The sequence below is a fragment of the Pseudomonas sp. NBRC 111133 genome (genome assembly GCF_001320605.1).
GTDB lineage: Bacteria > Pseudomonadota > Gammaproteobacteria > Pseudomonadales > Pseudomonadaceae > Aquipseudomonas > Aquipseudomonas monteilii.
In genome coordinates this window covers 89,112-107,621 of record NZ_BCBJ01000076.1, presented here as the reverse complement: position 1 = coordinate 107,621, position 18,510 = coordinate 89,112, and the positions used below count along the sequence as shown (strand labels likewise).

Below are 18,510 nucleotides of genomic sequence, written 5' to 3'. Positions count from 1 at the left end.
GCCTTCACTCCCGATGGTCGTGGGTCTGGGTGATACGGCCTTGTTCCACGTGGAACAAAGCAACTGGCGTTTCCGTCTGCCAGCCTTCCCTCAGTAATTCGTGATCTACACAGGTGATGAACACCTGGCAGCGTAATTCTTCAAGCAAGCCGCACAGCGCGCGGCGATGCTGGTCGTCCAGTTCGGACGGCAAGTCATCCACGAGATAAATACAATGACCGCGGCGAGCCTGACTAACGAGGTGGCCCTGGGCAATGCGCAATGCACACACCACCAGCTTTTGCTGACCACGCGACAGGATGTCGGCTGCATTGTTGGCAGCCAGACGAAGACGCAGATCAGCACGCTGCGGACCGGCCTGGGTATGGCCCATCTGCTGATCGCGAAGGAGAGAGGAGGCGAGTACTTCTTGCAGTTCCCGGTCCTTGTCCCAGCCTCGGTAGTAGCTCAGGGTCAACCCGTCCAGCTCGACCAGTTCGCTCAGGGTTCGCTCGAAGACGGGCTTCAAGGCCTTGATGTAGTTGCGACGGTATTCATCTATTTCCGCGCTGGCCAGGCACAGTTCCCGGTCCCAGGCGGCTTGCGAAGCTGGGTCAAGTGTACCATGACGCAACCATGAGTTCCGCTGCCGCAGCGCCTTCTGCAGCCGCTGCCAGGCTGGCAAGAAGCGAGGTTCCACGTGGAACACCCCCCAATCCAGAAACTGGCGACGAATTTTCGGGGCACCTTCCAAAAGGCGGAAACTGTCTGGGTTGATGAGCTGAAGCGGTAACAACTCCGCCAGTTGCGCCGCGCTGCGCGCATTCTGCCCATCGATGCGAATAGTAAACTCCCCCTGGCGCTCCCGGGAGACGCCCAGGTTGCTGGTGCCACCCTCGGTCAACTGCACTTCACCAAACACGGTACAGGCAGCCTGTTCGTACTGGATAACCGGGTTCAGGCGTGTGCTACGGAAAGAGCGCGCCAGCCCCAGCAAATGCACGGCTTCAAGCACGCTGGTCTTGCCGCTGCCGTTGGCGCCATAAAGTATGTTGATACGGGGGGAGGGTAAGAGAGTCACCGGGTGCAAATTGCGCACCGCGGTGACCATGATACGTCGAAGGGACATGTCGCCTGCTATGGGTTACAGGCGCATCGGCATGACAACATAGGAAGAATCGTCATTGCCCGCTTCCTGCAGCAGGGCACTGCTGTTGGAATCCGAGAGGATCAGACGAACTTGCTCAGTAGTCATTACGCCCAGCACGTCGAGCAGGTAGCTGACGTTGAAGCCGATTTCCAGCGAGCTACCTTCGTAGTCCACGCTGATCTCTTCCTCTGCTTCTTCCTGCTCCGGGTTGTTGGCCTGGATTTTCAGTTGGCCAGCAGCCAGTTGCAGGCGAATGCCGCGGTACTTTTCGTTGGAAAGAATCGCGGTACGGCTGAAGGCTTCACGCAAGGCCTGGCGGTCACCGACCACCAGCTTGTCGCCGCCCTTGGGCAGTACGCGCTCATAGTCCGGGAACTTGCCGTCCACCAGCTTGGAGGTGAAAGTGAATTCACCGGTGGTGGCACGGATGTGATGCTGGCCCAGCACGATGCTGACCATGCCTTCCGGGTCCGTGAGCAAACGCGCGAGCTCCAGGATACCTTTGCGTGGCACGATGACCTGATGGCGGTCATCCTGCTCGATCGGCGCGGTCATGGAGCACAACGCCAGCCGGTGACCATCGGTGGACACTGCGCGCAGGGTGTTGCGGGACACCTCCAGCAGCATGCCGTTCAGGTAGTAGCGCACATCCTGCTGGGCCATGGCGAAGCTGGTGCGCTCGATCAGCCGGCGCAGCTTGCTCTGTTCCAGGTTGCAGGTCAGCGAGCCCGGGCCTTCTTCCACCGTCGGGAAGTCATTGGCTGGCAGAGTGGACAGGGTGAAGCGGCTACGACCGGCCTTGACCAACAGTTTCTGCTCGTCGACCTTGATATCGATCAGGGCGTCGTTTGGCAGGCTTTTGCAGATGTCCATCAGCTTGCGTGCCGGGACAGTGATTTCGCCGGGTTCAGCCGGCTCTTCCAGTTGCACGCGGCCTACCAGTTCGACTTCCAGGTCGGTACCGGTCAACGACAGTTGCTGGCCTTGCACAACCAGCAATACGTTGGACAGGACCGGCAAGGTCTGACGGCGCTCGACGACACCGGCGACCAGTTGCAGGGGTTTCAACAGGGCTTCGCGTTGAATGGTGAAATGCATGGTCTAGTCCCTTGCCTTCAATTAGCTGCGCAGACGGCCATCAGGTCGTCAGCGTCCGCAGCAGGTTCTTGTAGTCCTCGCGGATGTCCGCGTCGGATTCCTTCAGTTCGTTGATCTTGCGGCAGGCGTGCAGCACGGTCGTGTGGTCGCGACCACCAAACATGTCGCCGATTTCCGGCAGGCTGTGGTTAGTCAGCTCCTTTGACAGGGCCATGGCCACCTGGCGTGGACGAGCGACAGAACGTGAACGCCGCTTGGACAACAGATCAGAGATCTTGATCTTGTAGTACTCGGCGACGGTTCGCTGAATGTTGTCCACACTGACCAGTTTGTCCTGCAGTGCCAGCAGGTCTTTCAGCGACTCACGGATCAGCTCGATGGTGATATCACGGCCCATGAAGTGCGAGTGGGCGATCACCCGCTTCAGGGCACCTTCCAGCTCACGCACATTGGAGCGGATGCGCTGGGCAATAAAGAAGGCCGCATCATGCGGCAGCTCGACCTTGGCCTGGTCGGCCTTCTTCATCAGGATGGCCACACGGGTTTCCAGCTCGGGTGGCTCGACGGCCACCGTCAGGCCCCAGCCAAAGCGCGACTTCAAGCGCTCTTCCAGGCCTTCGATCTCCTTGGGGTAACGGTCAGAGGTCAGGATTACCTGCTGGCCGCCCTCAAGCAGGGCGTTGAAGGTGTGGAAAAACTCTTCTTGCGAGCGCTCTTTACGGGCAAAGAACTGGATATCGTCGATCAACAACGCATCCACCGAGCGGTAGAAACGTTTGAACTCGTTGATAGCGTTCAGCTGCAGAGCCTTGACCATGTCCGCGACGAAGCGCTCCGAATGCAGGTAGACGACCTTGGCGTTCGGGTTCTTCTTCAGCAGGTGGTTACCCACAGCATGCATAAGGTGGGTTTTACCCAGGCCCACACCGCCATAAAGGAAAAGCGGGTTGTAACCATGCTTGGGGTTGTCCGCGACCTGCCAGGCAGCCGCACGCGCCAACTGGTTCGACTTACCTTCGACGAAGGTTTCGAAGGTGAAGGTACGGTTCAGGTAACTGGTGTGCTTGAGCGCACCTTCAACCTGCACGGTGCGCTGTTCGGCCCGACCACCAACGGCGGGTGCCGCAGCCGTTTCGGCCATGGCATCGAAGCTGTCGCGTGCGGACGGTTCGGCAAGATCCTCGACCAATACCGGCTCGGTCACCGGCACTGCAACAGGTTCGACCGCTGCCACCGGAGCAGGCTTGTGCGCCTGGCCTTGAGCCAGCGAGGCAGCCACGGCCGCACTGACCGGTGCGTTGGGCGCGGCACGCGGAGCCGAGCTGCGACGGCTGCCTATCAACAAGGAAAGGGCAGGCGCAATACCGCTGCCGTTTTCACCTAGCAGCTCGAGCAAGCGACCCAGGTACTTTTCATTGACCCAATCGAGAACGAAACGGTTGGGCGCATAGACGCGCAACTCGTCGCCTTCGGCTTCGACCTGTAGCGGACGGATCCAGGTGTTGAATTGCTGGGCAGGCAGTTCATCGCGCAGAAGCTCCACGCACTGCTGCCAAAGTTCCACTGACACGGATATCCCCTGAGTTTGAAAGCCGGATGAGGCAAAAACAAACCGCCATTGTACCGGTCGGGCGCCCAGTTATCCACATGTGGACACGTTAGGAGCCATGACAAAACAGCCATTTATCGACCAAAACGACCTTTACGCGTTGTGAATAAGGTCTGTGGATAACCGCCCACGAGGGCTATGCACAACCCTGAGGCCAGTCCTGTTGATAACTCATCTGTGGGTAAGTAGCATTTTAATCCACAGCTTGCCCGCACGAATAAAACAGGTGCAGCACCGGTTGAGAACACGGTTGTAAAACGCTGTACATGGCGTGAATTATGGCCTTAAGTAGGTTATCCACAGAAGGTTACCCACATAAGATTTATAAGTTCTTCAGAAAAGCTTTTTATATGTCTCTTCTTTTTTTTCATGTTGTCCCTGATTCGTGTGTCCGATCAAGCACCCCCTGGGGATGAATCGGCAGGCACCGTCCATCCTGTGCTCTATAGGGAAAGACTGGTTGGAAATTGACCTATGGGCTTGCTTTCTCTAGAATCGCCGGTCTCTTAAAAAGGGGGCCATCCCGGCCCGTCGTCGACAAACCAGGTAACACGCCATGAAACGTACTTTCCAACCAAGCACCATCAAGCGCGCCCGCACCCACGGTTTCCGTGCCCGTATGGCTACCAAGAACGGCCGCGCTGTTCTGTCGCGTCGTCGTGCCAAAGGCCGTAAGCGTCTGGCCATTTGATTTTTCGGCACAGGTGGTGAGTCAGGACTTCAGTCGGGAAAAGCGACTGCTTACACCCCGACACTTCAAAGCGGTCTTCGACTCCCCAACCGGCAAGGTTCCAGGGAAAAACCTGCTGATCCTTGCTCGCGAGAACGGCCTTGATCACCCACGGCTCGGCCTGGTGATTGGCAAGAAGAGCGTCAAGCTCGCCGTTCAACGCAATCGCCTCAAGCGCTTGATGCGCGATTCCTTTCGTCTGAACCAGCAAATGCTCGCCGGGCTGGACATCGTGATCGTCGCGCGCAAGGGATTGGGTGAAGTAGAAAACCCGGAATTGCACCAACACTTTGGCAAACTCTGGAAACGTCTGGCGCGCAGCCGGCCAACACCAGCAGTCACCGCCAATTCCGCAGGGGTAGACAGCCAAGATGCGTAAACTGGCCCTCGTTCCGATCCAGTTTTACCGTTATGCCATCAGCCCCCTGATGGCTAATCACTGTCGTTTTTTCCCCAGTTGCTCCTGTTACGCTCAAGAAGCCATTGAAAACCATGGCCTATGGCGTGGTGGGTGGCTAGCCGTTCGTCGCCTGGGGCGTTGTCATCCGTGGAATGACGGCGGTTTCGACCCCGTTCCCCCCGCTCCTTCCTCCCGAACTTCTTCGATAGCCGAGTAATCATGGATATTAAACGCACGATCCTGATCGCCGCGCTGGCAGTCGTGTCCTACGTCATGGTCCTGAAGTGGAACGATGACTACGGCCAGGCTGCCCTGCCGACTCAGAATACTGCTGCCAGCACCGTTGCTCCGGGCCTGCCCGATGGCGTGCCGGCCGGTAACAACGGTGCCAGCGCCGATGTACCGAGCGCCAACGCCGAATCGAGCCCTGCCGAACTGGCACCGGTTGCACTGAGCAAGGACCTGATCCGAGTCAAGACCGACGTCCTGGAACTGGCTATCGATCCGGTCGGTGGTGACATCGTCCAGTTGAACCTGCCGAAGTACCCACGCCGTCAGGACCACCCGAACATTCCATTCCAGTTGTTCGACAATGGTGGTGAGCGTGTTTACCTGGCACAAAGCGGTCTGACCGGCGCCAATGGCCCGGATGCCCGCGCCAGCGGTCGCCCGTTGTATGCCGCCGAGCAGAGGAGCTACCAGCTGGCCGACGGCCAGGAACAACTGGTGGTCGACCTGAAGTTCAGCGACAACGGTGTCAACTACATCAAGCGCTTCAGCTTCAAGCGTGGTGAGTACGACCTGAATGTCACCTACCTGATCGACAACCAGAGTGGCCAGGCCTGGAGCGGCAACATGTTTGCCCAGCTCAAGCGCGACGCCAGCGGCGATCCGTCCTCGAGTACCGCAACCGGCACCGCAACCTACCTGGGTGCTGCTCTGTGGACAGCTTCTGAGCCTTACAAAAAGGTCTCGATGAAGGACATCGACAAAGGTAGTTTGAAAGAAAATGTGTCCGGCGGTTGGGTTGCCTGGCTGCAGCACTACTTCGTGACCGCCTGGATTCCGGCAAAAACGGACAACAACGTTGTCCAGACCCGCAAGGACAGCCAGGGCAACTACATCATCGGCTACACCGGCCCAGTCCTCAGCGTTCCTGCTGGCGGCAAGGTCGAAACCAGCGCCATGCTGTACGCCGGTCCGAAAATCCAGTCCAAGCTGAAAGAGTTGTCCCCAGGTCTGGAACTGACCGTCGACTACGGCTTCCTGTGGTTCATCGCCCAGCCGATCTTCTGGCTGCTGCAACATATCCACAGCCTGCTGGGTAACTGGGGCTGGTCGATCATCGTACTGACCATGCTGATCAAAGGCCTGTTCTTCCCGCTGTCGGCTGCCAGCTACCGTTCGATGGCACGTATGCGTGCTGTTGCGCCGAAGCTCGCCGCACTGAAGGAACGCTTCGGTGACGATCGCCAGAAGATGTCCCAGGCGATGATGGAGCTGTACAAGAAAGAGAAGATCAACCCGCTGGGCGGCTGCCTGCCGATCCTGGTACAAATGCCGGTATTCCTGGCCCTGTACTGGGTACTGCTGGAAAGCGTTGAAATGCGCCAGGCCCCATGGATGCTGTGGATTACCGACCTGTCGATCAAGGATCCGTTCTTCATCCTGCCGATCATCATGGGCGCCACCATGTTCATCCAGCAGCGCCTGAACCCGACCCCACCGGATCCGATGCAGGCCAAGGTGATGAAAATGATGCCGATCATCTTCACCTTCTTCTTCCTGTGGTTCCCGGCTGGTCTGGTGCTGTACTGGGTTGTGAACAACTGCCTGTCGATCACTCAGCAGTGGTACATCACCCGCAGCATCGAGGCAGCCAGCAAAAAAGCTGCTGCTTGACAGGCTACTGCGCTAGCCTGTGAATAAAAAACGCCCCCTAGTGGGGCGTTTTTGCTATCTGTCGTTTTGTCGTAGAGGCTTTCGAGCATGAACACTGTGCGTGAAACCATCGCCGCCATCGCTACCGCCCAAGGTCGCGGGGGTGTGGGTATTGTCAGGTTGTCCGGCCCTCTGGCTGCCAAGGCCGGCCAGTTGATCACCGGCCGTACACTCACCCCTCGGCATGCCCATTACGGCCCGTTCCGCGACGATGAAGGGCTTGTACTGGATGAGGGGATCGCGCTGTTCTTCCCCGGGCCGAATTCGTTCACAGGCGAGGATGTGCTCGAACTGCAGGGCCACGGCGGACCGGTGGTCCTGGATATGTTGCTGCAGCGCTGTGTACAAGTCGGCTGCCGCCTGGCCCGCCCAGGCGAATTCAGCGAGCGCGCGTTCCTCAATGACAAACTTGACCTCGCCCAGGCCGAAGCGATTGCCGACCTGATCGAGGCCAGTTCCAGCCAGGCGGCGCGCAACGCCCTGCGTTCGCTGCAGGGGGAGTTCTCGAAACGTGTGCACAGCCTTACCGAAGCGTTGATTGCCCTGCGCATCTACGTCGAGGCGGCTATCGACTTCCCGGAAGAAGAAATCGACTTCCTCGCCGATGGCCACGTGCTGTCGATGCTCGATGCCGTACGCAGCGAGTTGTCCACTGTGCAACGCGAGGCCGGGCAAGGCGCCTTGCTGCGTGACGGCATGACGGTGGTCATCGCCGGCCGGCCGAATGCGGGCAAGTCGAGCCTGCTGAACCAGCTTGCTGGCCGGGAAGCGGCGATTGTCACCGACATTGCCGGTACCACCCGGGACATCCTGCGGGAACATATCCACATCGACGGCATGCCACTGCACGTCGTCGATACGGCCGGTTTGCGCGATACCGACGACCATGTGGAAAAGATCGGCGTGGAGCGCGCCCTGAAGGCCATTGGCGAGGCTGACCGTGTGTTGCTGGTGGTCGACTCCACCGCGCCCGAGGCCAGCGACCCGTTCGCTTTGTGGCCGGAATTTCTCGACCAGCGGCCAGACCCAGCCAAGGTCACGCTCATCCGTAACAAGGCCGACCTGAGTGGTGAACGGGTCGCGCTGGAGCAGTGTGATGACGGCCATGTGACGATCACCCTCAGCGCCAAAGGCGACGATGCAGGGCTGAAACTGCTGCGCGACCATCTGAAGGCCTGCATGGGTTACGAACAGACTGCAGAGAGTGGTTTCAGTGCCCGTAGGCGCCATCTGGATGCCTTGCGCCAAGCCAGCGAACACCTTGAGCACGGCCGTGCTCAGTTGACCCTGGCGGGTGCAGGAGAGCTGCTGGCTGAGGACTTGCGCCAGGCACAACATGCCCTAGGCGAAATCACCGGGGCATTCAGCTCGGATGATTTGTTGGGGCGGATTTTCTCCAGCTTCTGCATCGGCAAATAATCCACAGCAGGCGAGATCAAGAGCCGCTCCCTCGGGAGCGGCTTTATTTTGCCTGCAATTTCTCATCTCATGCCTTGAACAGATGGCTGTGGGAGCGGGTTTACCCGTGACGAGGCCCTCGAAACTGACACATCACTCATCCACAGAAGGCAATCTGGGCTCAGGAGCCCTGTGGAAAACCCGCCTTCAGCTCCGTTGATAAGCAGGCTTTTTTTCTGAGGAAAATCTGGCCTGTGGGTAAAGAGCCATTTAATCCACAGGCTAAATCGTGTTATCCATACCCCTCATGGCACTCCAACCACAGGGTTTAATTTCTCTCTACACACCATGAACAAAGGGCTACAGAACCTTATCCACAGACAAGGCTGTGTATAAGAATAAACATAAAAACAAAGCTTTTTTAAATTTCTCCTCTTTGTTTTCTGTTGTTTGCCACTCATCCACAGACTGGTCAAAATTTGCTCAGACGGTTTCTTTAAAGGGGGTGAAGTCCCTATACTTGTCCGCTTACCTTCTCTATTCGCAAAAACAGGCACGAGGTGCGTGGTGGATTTCCCTTCCCGTTTTGAAGTGATCGTCATCGGCGGCGGCCATGCCGGTACCGAGGCTGCGCTTGCGTCTGCACGCATGGGTGTGAAAACCCTGCTGTTGACCCATAACGTGGAAACCCTCGGTCACATGAGCTGCAACCCCGCCATAGGCGGTATCGGCAAAAGCCATCTGGTCAAAGAGATCGATGCCCTCGGTGGCGCCATGGCGCTGGCCACCGACAAGAGCGGCATCCAGTTCCGCGTTCTGAACAACCGCAAGGGCCCGGCCGTACGTGCCACCCGAGCACAGGCCGACCGCGCCATCTACAAGGCAGTGGTGCGTGAAATCCTGGAAAACCAGCCGAACCTGTGGATATTCCAGCAGTCCTGCGACGACCTGATCGTCGAGCAGGACCAGGTCAAAGGCGTGGTGACCCAGATGGGCCTGCGTTTCTTCGCCGAATCGGTGGTACTGACCACCGGTACCTTCCTCGGCGGCCTTATCCACATTGGTTTGCAAAACCATTCCGGCGGCCGCGCCGGTGATCCGCCTTCGATCGCCCTGGCCCACCGCATGCGTGAGCTGCCGCTGCGCGTCGGCCGCCTAAAAACCGGTACGCCGCCACGCATCGATGGCCGCTCGGTGGACTTCTCGGTGATGACCGAGCAGCCAGGCGATACGCCGATCCCGGTGATGTCGTTCATGGGCAATGCCGAAATGCACCCGCGTCAGGTGAGCTGCTGGATTACCCACACCAATGCGCGCACCCACGAGATCATCGCCTCGAACCTCGACCGTTCGCCGATGTACTCGGGTGTGATCGAAGGTGTCGGTCCGCGCTACTGCCCGTCGATCGAAGACAAGATCCACCGCTTCGCCGACAAGGAAAGCCACCAGGTGTTCATTGAGCCGGAAGGCCTGACCACCCATGAGCTGTACCCCAACGGTATTTCCACATCGCTGCCGTTCGACGTGCAGCTGGAACTGGTGCGTTCGATCCGTGGCATGGAAAACGCCCACATCGTGCGCCCGGGCTATGCCATCGAATACGACTACTTCGACCCGCGCGACCTCAAGTACAGCCTCGAAACCAAAGTCATCGGCGGCCTGTTCTTCGCCGGGCAGATCAACGGCACCACCGGTTACGAAGAAGCCGGCGCCCAAGGCCTGCTGGCCGGTACCAACGCCGCACTGCGAGCGCAGGGCCGTGACAGCTGGTGCCCGCGCCGCGACGAGGCGTACATCGGCGTACTGGTCGACGACCTGATTACCCTGGGTACCCAGGAGCCGTACCGCATGTTCACTTCGCGTGCCGAGTACCGACTGATCCTGCGAGAAGACAACGCCGACCTGCGCCTGACCGAAAAGGGCCGCGAACTCGGCCTGATCGACGACCAACGCTGGGCCGCCTTCTGCACCAAGCGCGACGGCATCGAACGCGAGGAGCAGCGCCTGAAGTCGACCTGGGTGCGCCCGAATACCGAGCAAGGCCAAGCCATTGTGGATAAGTTCGGTACCCCGCTCAGCCATGAGTACAGCCTGCTCAACCTGTTGGCGCGCCCCGAAATCGACTACGCCGGGCTGATCGAGGCAACCGGCGGCGAAGCGATCGATCCACAGGTCGCCGAGCAGGTCGAAATCCGCACCAAATACGCCGGTTACATCGATCGCCAGCAAGACGAAATCGCCCGCTTGCGTGCCAGCGAAGATACCCGCCTGCCTGTGGATATCGACTACTCGACCATTTCCGGCCTGTCCAAGGAGATCCAGGGCAAGCTTGGCCAGACCCGTCCGGAAACGTTGGGCCAGGCTTCGCGCATCCCGGGCGTGACCCCGGCGGCGATTTCCCTGTTGCTGATTCACTTGAAAAAACGCGGCGCTGGCCGCGAATTGGAGCAAAGCGCTTGAGTTCCCTGGTCACCCCGCAACACGCAGAAGAGTTGTCCACAGGTGCCCGCCAGCTTGGTGTCGAGCTGAGCACCGAGCATCACGAAAAGCTGCTCGGCTACCTGGCCCTGTTGATCAAATGGAACAAAGCCTACAATCTCACCGCCGTGCGCGACCCCGACGAGATGGTGTCGCGCCACCTGCTGGACAGCCTCAGCGTCATGCCGTTTATCCACAGCGAGTGTGTCAACTGGCTGGATGTGGGCAGTGGCGGTGGCATGCCCGGCATTCCCTTGGCTATCTTGCATCCGGACAAGCGGGTGACTGTGCTGGACGCCAATGGCAAGAAGACCCGCTTCCTGACCCAGGTGAAAATGGAGCTCAAGCTGGACAACCTCACGGTTATCCACAGCCGGGTCGAGGCCTTCCAGCCAGCGCAGCCGTTCGACGGCATCATCTCCCGTGCCTTCAGCAGCATGGAGAACTTCACCAACTGGACCCGCCACCTGGGCGACACCGGGACGCAATGGCTTGCAATGAAGGGGCTGCATCCTGCCGATGAACTGGTAGCATTGCCCGCAGACTTCACAGTGGAAGGCGAACAGGCCCTGACCGTTCCGGGTTGCCAGGGCCAGCGCCATCTGCTGATACTGCGCCGCAAGGCATGACTGGGAACACACGCAACAATGGCTAAGGTATTCGCAATCGCGAACCAGAAAGGTGGTGTGGGCAAGACAACCACCTGTATCAATCTCGCCGCCTCGCTGGCGGCGACCAAGCGTCGTGTGCTGCTGATCGACCTCGATCCGCAGGGCAACGCCACCATGGGCAGCGGTGTGGACAAGCACGAGCTCGAGCACTCGGTGTACGACCTGCTGATCGGGGAATGCGATCTGGCCCAGGCCATGCATTACTCCGAGCACGGCGGTTTCCAGTTGCTGCCGGCCAACCGCGACCTGACCGCCGCCGAGGTGGTGCTGCTGGAAATGCAGGTCAAGGAAAGCCGTCTGCGCAACGCGCTGGCGCCCATCCGCGATAACTACGACTACATCCTCATCGACTGCCCACCGTCGCTGTCGATGCTGACGCTTAACGCCCTGGTTGCTTCCGATGGCGTGATCATCCCCATGCAGTGCGAGTACTACGCACTGGAAGGGCTCAGTGACCTTGTGGATAACATCAAGCGCATCGCCGCCCGGTTGAACCCGGAGCTGAAGATCGAAGGCCTGCTGCGGACCATGTACGATCCGCGCCTGAGCCTGAACAACGATGTTTCGGCGCAGCTGAAGGAGCACTTTGGCCCGCAGCTGTACGACACGGTCATTCCGCGCAACATTCGCTTGGCCGAGGCCCCGAGCTTCGGCATGCCGGCACTGGCTTACGACAAGCAATCGCGAGGCGCGCTGGCTTATCTGGCCCTGGCCGGGGAACTGGTACGCCGCCAACGCCGTCAATCACGCACTGCACAAACAACTTAAGGAATCCGTATGGCCGTCAAGAAACGGGGTCTCGGACGTGGGTTGGATGCACTGCTCAGTGGTCCTTCCGTCAGCGCGCTCGAAGAGCAGGCTGTGAAGATCGACCAGAAAGAACTGCAACACCTGCCGGTCGAGCTGATCCAGCGTGGCAAGTACCAGCCGCGCCGGGACATGGACCCGGAGGCGCTGGAAGAGCTTGCGCACTCGATTCGTAACCATGGTGTGATGCAGCCGATCGTGGTGCGCCCGATCGGCGACAACCGCTACGAGATCATCGCCGGTGAACGCCGCTGGCGCGCCACGCAGCAGGCCGGCCTGGACACGATCCCGGCCATGGTCCGCGAAGTGGCCGATGAGGCGGCCATTGCCATGGCGCTGATCGAGAACATCCAGCGCGAAGACCTCAACCCGCTGGAAGAGGCCCTGGCCCTTCAGCGCCTGCAGCAGGAATTCGAGCTCACCCAGCAGCAGGTAGCCGACGCCGTAGGCAAGTCGCGGGTGACCGTGGCCAACCTGCTGCGTCTGATCACGCTGCCTGAGGCGATCAAGACCATGCTCGCCCACGGCGACCTGGAGATGGGTCACGCCCGCGCATTGCTCGGTCTGGAAGAAAACCGTCAGGAGGAGGGGGCGCGTCATGTTGTCGCACGTGGCCTCACCGTGCGCCAAACTGAGGCACTGGTGCGTCAGTGGCTCAGTGACAAGCCTGATCCGGTCGAACCGAGCAAACCTGATCCGGATATCGCACGCCTTGAACAGCGGCTCGCAGAGCGCCTGGGCTCGGCTGTCCAGATCCGTCATGGCAACAAGGGCAAAGGCCAGTTGGTTATTCGTTACAACTCCCTTGACGAGTTGCAAGGCGTGCTTGCTCACATCCGCTGAAACAATTCCTGTTGTAGCGCGCAGTCGGAAATCACTACCGAAGAGTTGAATAGGGGTTAATCCACCCCTATACTCTGCGCGCATTTTGTCGGCACAAATTATGCCAAGTCATAACTGACTTGTTGGTCGACTTCCGAGGAGCAGTTGTGATGGAAATCCGCACGCCAAACCGCCTGCCTTTCCATCGCTGGGCGGTTTTTCCGGTACTGCTGGCTCAATTCGTCGTACTACTGCTGGCAACCTTGGTGTTGTGGCAGTGGAAAGGGGCGGTCAGTGGATATTCAGGCCTTTGCGGAGGTTTGATTGCCTGGCTGCCCAATGTGTATTTCGCCTGGAAGGCTTTTCGCTTCAGCGGAGCTCGGGCGGCACAAGCCATCGTCAAGTCGTTTTACGCTGGCGAGGCAGGCAAGATGATTTTGACGGCAGTGCTTTTTGCACTGACCTTTGCAGGAGTGAAGCCATTGGCGCCGTTAGCAGTATTCGGCGTCTTCGTGCTGACCCTTTTGGTCAGCTGGTTCGCGCCCCTGCTGATGAATAAAAGACTTTCGAGACCTTAGGGCGTTTGAGGCAACCATGGCAGCAGAAACCGCTTCGGGCTATATCCAGCACCACTTGCAGAACCTGACCTACGGTCAACTACCAGACGGCAGCTGGGGCTTCGCCCATTCGGCTGCAGAAGCCAAGGCAATGGGCTTCTGGGCGTTCCACCTGGACACCCTGGGTTGGTCCGTCGCGCTGGGTCTGATCTTCCTGTTCATCTTCCGCATGGCGGCCAAGAAGGCGACTTCCGGCCAACCTGGCGGTCTGCAGAACTTCGTTGAAGTGATGGTCGACTTCGTCAACGGCAGCGTGAAGGACTCCTTCCACGGCCGTAGCCCGGTAATCGCTCCGCTGGCGCTGACCATTTTCGTCTGGGTATTCCTGATGAACGCCGTCGACCTGGTACCGGTCGACTGGATTCCTCAGCTGGCCATCCTGATTTCCGGTGACCCGCACATTCCGTTCCGCGCCGTGTCGACCACCGACCCGAACGCGACCCTGGCCATGGCCTTCTGCGTGTTCGCCCTGATCATCTTCTACAGCATCAAGGTCAAGGGCCTGGGCGGCTTCATCGGTGAGCTGACCCTGCACCCGTTCGGCAGCAAGAACATCTTCGTTCAGATCCTGCTGATTCCGGTCAACTTCCTGCTGGAATTCGTCACCCTGATCGCCAAGCCGATCTCGCTGGCACTGCGTCTGTTCGGCAACATGTATGCCGGCGAACTGGTGTTCATCCTGATCGCAGTCATGTTCGGCTCCGGCCTGCTGTGGCTGAGCGGCCTGGGTGTGGTGCTGCAATGGGCGTGGGCTGTGTTCCACATCCTGATCATCACCCTGCAAGCTTTCATCTTCATGATGCTGACCATCGTCTACCTGTCGATGGCGCACGAAGATAACCATTAAGACCGCCTGGCGTGTCTGATAGCCTTCTTCGCCTGTTCGGGGGGAGGGCTTAAAAAGTCCGCAAGGGCAGCTGTACTCACGATTTGTTTTACCGCTTCAAACTAAAAACCTAACCAATACGACGTAAAAGTCGGGAGGAAAGATGGAAACTGTAGTTGGTCTGACCGCTATCGCTGTTGCTCTGCTGATCGGCCTGGGTGCTCTGGGTACCGCCATTGGTTTCGGCCTGCTGGGCGGCAAATTCCTGGAAGGCGCTGCTCGTCAACCAGAAATGGTTCCGATGCTGCAGGTTAAAATGTTCATCGTTGCCGGTCTGCTCGACGCCGTAACCATGATCGGTGTTGGTATCGCTCTGTTCTTCACCTTCGCGAATCCGTTCGTTGGTCAGATCGCCGGCTAATCACTCGTCACCACGAGTTGATGGCTGTATGAATTAAGACCGAGCGAGGTGTTGGCGTGAACATTAATGCAACCCTGATTGGCCAATCCGTTGCTTTTCTGATTTTTGTACTCTTCTGCATGAAGTATGTATGGCCTCCGGTCATCACTGCTCTGCAAGAGCGCCAAAAGAAGATTGCCGACGGCTTGGACGCTGCCAACCGCGCAGCTCGCGACCTGGAGCTGGCCCAAGAGAAAGCGGGTCAGCAACTGCGTGAAGCTAAAGCACAGGCAGCCGAAATCATTGAGCAAAGCAAGAAACGCGCTGCTCAGCTTGTCGACGAAGCCCGTGAACAGGCCCGCGTCGAAGCTGACCGTGTGAAGGCTCAGGCTCTGGCCGAGATCGAACAGGAACTGAACAGCGCTAAAGACGCCCTGCGTGCCCAAGTGGGTGCCCTGGCCGTTGGCGGTGCCGAAAAGATCCTTGGCGCCACAATCGATCAAAACGCGCATGCGGAGCTGGTTAACAAACTGGCCGCTGAAATTTAAGCGAGGGCGATCATGGCAGAACTGACCACGTTGGCCCGACCTTACGCTAAGGCTGCCTTTGAGCATGCCCAGGCCCATCAGCAACTGGCCAATTGGTCAGCCATGCTCGGCCTGGCTGCTGCGGTGTCGCAAGACGACACCATGCAGCGCCTGCTCAAGGCCCCGCGACTGACGAGCGCAGAAAAGGCCGCCACGTTCATTGACGTGTGCGGTGACAAGTTCAATGCACAGGCACAGAATTTCATTCATGTTGCCGCGGAAAACGACCGTCTCCTGCTTCTGCCGGAGATTGCCGCCCTGTTCGACCTGTACAAGGCCGAGCAAGAAAAATCCGTGGACGTGGAAGTCACCAGTGCCTTCGCGTTGAACCAAGAACAGCAAGACAAACTCGCCAAGGTTCTCAGTGCACGGTTAGGCCAGGAAGTGCGCCTGCACGCGTCGGAGGATGCCAGCCTGATTGGCGGCGTCGTCATCCGCGCTGGTGACCTGGTAATCGATGGCTCTGTTCGCGGCAAAATCGCGAAACTGGCCGAAGCATTGAAATCTTGAGTTTGAAGGGGCAGCAGAGCAATGCAGCAACTCAATCCTTCCGAAATTAGTGAAATCATCAAGGGCCGCATCGACAACCTCGATGTGAGCTCCCAAGCCCGTAACGAAGGTACCGTTGTTTCGGTATCCGACGGTATCGTGCGGATCCACGGTCTGGCCGACGTCATGTACGGCGAAATGATCGAGTTCCCTGGCAGCGTATTCGGCATGGCCCTGAACCTGGAGCAAGACTCCGTAGGTGCAGTGATCCTGGGTGCATACGACACCCTCGCCGAAGGCATGAGCGCCAAGTGCACCGGCCGCATCCTGGAAGTTCCTGTTGGTAAGGAACTGCTGGGCCGCGTCGTTGACGCACTGGGCAACCCGATCGACGGCAAAGGTCCTCTGGGCAACACCCAGACCGACGCAGTCGAGAAAGTGGCTCCAGGCGTGATCTGGCGTAAGTCGGTAGACCAGCCTGTACAGACTGGCTACAAGTCCGTCGACGCCATGATCCCTGTCGGCCGTGGCCAGCGCGAGCTGATCATCGGTGACCGTCAGATCGGCAAGACCGCCATGGCCATCGACGCCATCATCAACCAGAAAGACTCCGGTATTTTCTGTGTTTATGTTGCTGTCGGCCAGAAGCGTTCCACCGTTGCCAACATCGTTCGCAAGCTGGAAGAATCCGGCGCTCTGGCCAACACCATCGTGGTCGTTGCCAGTGCATCGGAATCCGCCGCACTGCAGTTCCTGGCGCCATACGCCGGCTGCACCATGGGCGAGTTCTTCCGTGACCGCGGTGAAGACGCCCTGATCGTTTACGATGACCTGTCCAAGCAGGCCGTTGCTTACCGTCAGATCTCCCTGCTGCTGCGCCGTCCACCAGGACGTGAAGCATACCCAGGCGACGTGTTCTATCTCCACTCCCGTCTGCTGGAGCGTGCTTCGCGCGTTTCGGAAGAGTACGTCGAGAAGTTCACCAACGGCGCAGTCACTGGCAAAACCGGTTCCCTGACCGCTCTGCCGATCATCGAAACCCAGGCTGGCGACGTTTCCGCGTTCGTTCCGACCAACGTGATTTCCATCACCGACGGTCAGATCTTCCTGGAATCGGCCATGTTCAACTCGGGCATCCGCCCTGCAGTGAACGCCGGTGTTTCGGTATCCCGCGTAGGTGGTGCCGCTCAGACCAAGATCATCAAGAAGCTGTCCGGTGGTATTCGTACCGCGCTGGCTCAGTACCGTGAACTGGCTGCATTCGCCCAGTTCGCGTCCGATCTGGACGAAGCGACCCGCAAGCAGCTGGAGCATGGTCAGCGCGTTACCGAGCTGATGAAGCAGAAGCAGTACGCGCCAATGTCCATCGCAGACATGGCCCTGTCGCTGTACGCCGCTGAGCGTGGCTTCCTGACTGACGTAGAAGTCTCCAAGATCGGCAGCTTCGAGCAAGCGCTGATCGCCTTCTTCAACCGTGATCACGCCGAACTGATGGCGAAGATCAACGTGAAGGGTGACTTCAACGACGAAATCGACGCTGGCCTGAAAGCCGGTATCGAGAAGTTCAAGGCCACCCAGACCTGGTAAGCCGCAGCGGGGGCCGTGGCCCCCGCTTGCTAACCTGATAGGTGATACATGGCAGGCGCAAAAGAGATTCGCAGTAAGATTGCGAGCATCAAAAGCACGCAAAAAATTACCAGCGCCATGGAGAAAGTGGCGGTCAGCAAAATGCGCAAGGCACAAATGCGCATGGCTGCTAGCCGTCCTTACGCGGAGCGTATCCGCCAGGTGATCGGTCATCTGGCCAACGCCAACCCGGAATATCGCCACCCGTTCATGATCGAGCGCCCTGTAAAGCGCGCCGGTTATATCGTGGTGAGCAGTGACCGTGGTCTGTGCGGTGGCTTGAACACCAACCTGTTCAAGGCCCTGGTCAAGGACATGAGCGCAAACCGCGAACAGGGCGTGGAAATCGACCTGTACGTGATCGGCAGCAAGGGTGCGACTTTCTTCCGCATCTTTGGCGGCAACGTCGTAGCCGCGATCAGCCACTTGGGCGAAGAGCCATCGATCAACGATCTGATCGGCTCCGTCAAAGTGATGCTGGACGCCTACCTGGACGGCCGTATCGATCGCCTCTCGGTGGTTTCGAACAAGTTCATCAACACCATGACCCAGAAGCCAACGGTCGAGCAATTGGTACCGTTGGTGGCAACCCCGGATCAGGATCTCAAGCATCACTGGGATTACCTGTACGAACCCGACGCAAAAGAGCTGCTGGACGGCTTGATGGTGCGTTACGTGGAGTCGCAGGTGTACCAGGCGGTGGTCGAGAACAACGCTGCTGAACAAGCGGCCCGGATGATCGCCATGAAGAACGCCACAGACAACGCCGGTGATTTGATCAAAGAGCTTCAGTTGATCTACAACAAGGCGCGTCAGGCTGCGATCACCCAGGAGATCTCGGAAATCGTCGGCGGCGCTGCCGCGGTTTAACGGTTCACATAT

19 protein-coding genes are annotated in these 18,510 nt (G+C 58.8%); 16 read left to right on the top strand and 3 right to left on the bottom strand.

What is annotated here, in order from left to right:
• Positions 1 to 4: 4 nt before the first annotated feature.
• From recF to dnaA, 3 genes are read right to left on the bottom strand one after another with little or no spacing between them, the layout of a single operon-like run.
• Positions 5 to 1,108 carry a DNA replication/repair protein RecF gene (gene recF / locus APH36_RS18250; protein WP_060499729.1) on the bottom strand — a complete coding sequence of 368 codons (1,104 nt, stop codon included), beginning with the start codon at positions 1,106 to 1,108 and terminating at the stop codon, positions 5 to 7.
• 15 nt (positions 1,109 to 1,123) lie between these two features.
• Positions 1,124 to 2,227, bottom strand: a complete 1,104-nt coding sequence (gene dnaN / locus APH36_RS18245) for a DNA polymerase III subunit beta (RefSeq protein ID WP_016712777.1) — start codon at positions 2,225 to 2,227, stop codon at positions 1,124 to 1,126.
• Positions 2,228 to 2,267: 40 nt separating this feature from the next.
• On the bottom strand, positions 2,268 to 3,797 hold the full coding sequence (gene dnaA, locus APH36_RS18240; protein WP_060499728.1) for a chromosomal replication initiator protein DnaA: 1,530 nt from the start codon (positions 3,795 to 3,797) through the stop codon (positions 2,268 to 2,270).
• Between the two features lie 595 nt (positions 3,798 to 4,392).
• Here dnaA and rpmH point away from each other — a divergent pair.
• From rpmH to atpG, 16 genes are all read left to right on the top strand, one after another.
• A complete protein-coding gene (gene rpmH / locus APH36_RS30935) occupies positions 4,393 to 4,527 on the top strand; it encodes a 50S ribosomal protein L34 (RefSeq protein ID WP_003253163.1) in 135 nt (44 codons plus the stop codon).
• Positions 4,528 to 4,540: 13 nt separating this feature from the next.
• Positions 4,541 to 4,945 (top strand): ribonuclease P protein component, encoded by a 405-nt coding sequence (rnpA, locus tag APH36_RS30930; protein WP_016712775.1) that lies wholly within the window; start codon positions 4,541 to 4,543, stop codon positions 4,943 to 4,945.
• On the top strand, positions 4,938 to 5,183 hold the full coding sequence (gene yidD, locus APH36_RS30925) for a membrane protein insertion efficiency factor YidD (RefSeq protein WP_082426416.1): 246 nt from the start codon (positions 4,938 to 4,940) through the stop codon (positions 5,181 to 5,183). Before rnpA ends, yidD begins: the two co-directional genes overlap by 8 nt.
• A 2-nt stretch (positions 5,184 to 5,185) precedes the next feature.
• Entirely contained in the window at positions 5,186 to 6,868 is a 1,683-nt protein-coding gene (gene yidC / locus APH36_RS18230; RefSeq protein WP_060499726.1) for a membrane protein insertase YidC, read from the top strand.
• 87 nt (positions 6,869 to 6,955) lie between these two features.
• The gene (gene mnmE / locus APH36_RS18225) at positions 6,956 to 8,326 is read left to right on the top strand and encodes a tRNA uridine-5-carboxymethylaminomethyl(34) synthesis GTPase MnmE (protein WP_060499725.1); all 1,371 of its coding nucleotides are present in this window, start codon (positions 6,956 to 6,958) and stop codon (positions 8,324 to 8,326) included.
• A 546-nt stretch (positions 8,327 to 8,872) separates the two neighbouring features.
• Positions 8,873 to 10,765, top strand: a complete 1,893-nt coding sequence (gene mnmG / locus APH36_RS18220; RefSeq protein WP_060499724.1) for a tRNA uridine-5-carboxymethylaminomethyl(34) synthesis enzyme MnmG — start codon at positions 8,873 to 8,875, stop codon at positions 10,763 to 10,765.
• Positions 10,762 to 11,412 (top strand): 16S rRNA (guanine(527)-N(7))-methyltransferase RsmG, encoded by a 651-nt coding sequence (rsmG, locus tag APH36_RS18215; protein ID WP_060499723.1) that lies wholly within the window; start codon positions 10,762 to 10,764, stop codon positions 11,410 to 11,412. Before mnmG ends, rsmG begins: the two co-directional genes overlap by 4 nt.
• An 18-nt stretch (positions 11,413 to 11,430) precedes the next feature.
• The gene (locus APH36_RS18210) at positions 11,431 to 12,222 is read left to right on the top strand and encodes a ParA family protein (RefSeq protein ID WP_060499722.1); all 792 of its coding nucleotides are present in this window, start codon (positions 11,431 to 11,433) and stop codon (positions 12,220 to 12,222) included.
• Positions 12,223 to 12,231: 9 nt separating this feature from the next.
• Positions 12,232 to 13,104 (top strand): ParB/RepB/Spo0J family partition protein, encoded by an 873-nt coding sequence (locus tag APH36_RS18205; RefSeq protein WP_060499721.1) that lies wholly within the window; start codon positions 12,232 to 12,234, stop codon positions 13,102 to 13,104.
• Positions 13,105 to 13,253: 149 nt separating this feature from the next.
• The gene (locus APH36_RS18200; protein WP_008092225.1) at positions 13,254 to 13,661 is read left to right on the top strand and encodes a F0F1 ATP synthase subunit I; all 408 of its coding nucleotides are present in this window, start codon (positions 13,254 to 13,256) and stop codon (positions 13,659 to 13,661) included.
• Positions 13,662 to 13,677: 16 nt separating this feature from the next.
• Entirely contained in the window at positions 13,678 to 14,547 is an 870-nt protein-coding gene (gene atpB, locus APH36_RS18195; protein ID WP_003260030.1) for a F0F1 ATP synthase subunit A, read from the top strand.
• A 142-nt stretch (positions 14,548 to 14,689) separates the two neighbouring features.
• Entirely contained in the window at positions 14,690 to 14,947 is a 258-nt protein-coding gene (gene atpE / locus APH36_RS18190) for a F0F1 ATP synthase subunit C (protein ID WP_003097235.1), read from the top strand.
• Between the two features lie 56 nt (positions 14,948 to 15,003).
• The gene (locus APH36_RS18185; RefSeq protein WP_010955888.1) at positions 15,004 to 15,474 is read left to right on the top strand and encodes a F0F1 ATP synthase subunit B; all 471 of its coding nucleotides are present in this window, start codon (positions 15,004 to 15,006) and stop codon (positions 15,472 to 15,474) included.
• 12 nt (positions 15,475 to 15,486) lie between these two features.
• Positions 15,487 to 16,023 (top strand): F0F1 ATP synthase subunit delta, encoded by a 537-nt coding sequence (locus APH36_RS18180; protein WP_003253191.1) that lies wholly within the window; start codon positions 15,487 to 15,489, stop codon positions 16,021 to 16,023.
• Positions 16,024 to 16,044: 21 nt separating this feature from the next.
• Entirely contained in the window at positions 16,045 to 17,589 is a 1,545-nt protein-coding gene (gene atpA / locus APH36_RS18175; protein WP_060499720.1) for a F0F1 ATP synthase subunit alpha, read from the top strand.
• 48 nt (positions 17,590 to 17,637) lie between these two features.
• On the top strand, positions 17,638 to 18,498 hold the full coding sequence (gene atpG, locus APH36_RS18170) for a F0F1 ATP synthase subunit gamma (RefSeq protein ID WP_060499719.1): 861 nt from the start codon (positions 17,638 to 17,640) through the stop codon (positions 18,496 to 18,498).
• Positions 18,499 to 18,510 lie beyond the last annotated feature (12 nt).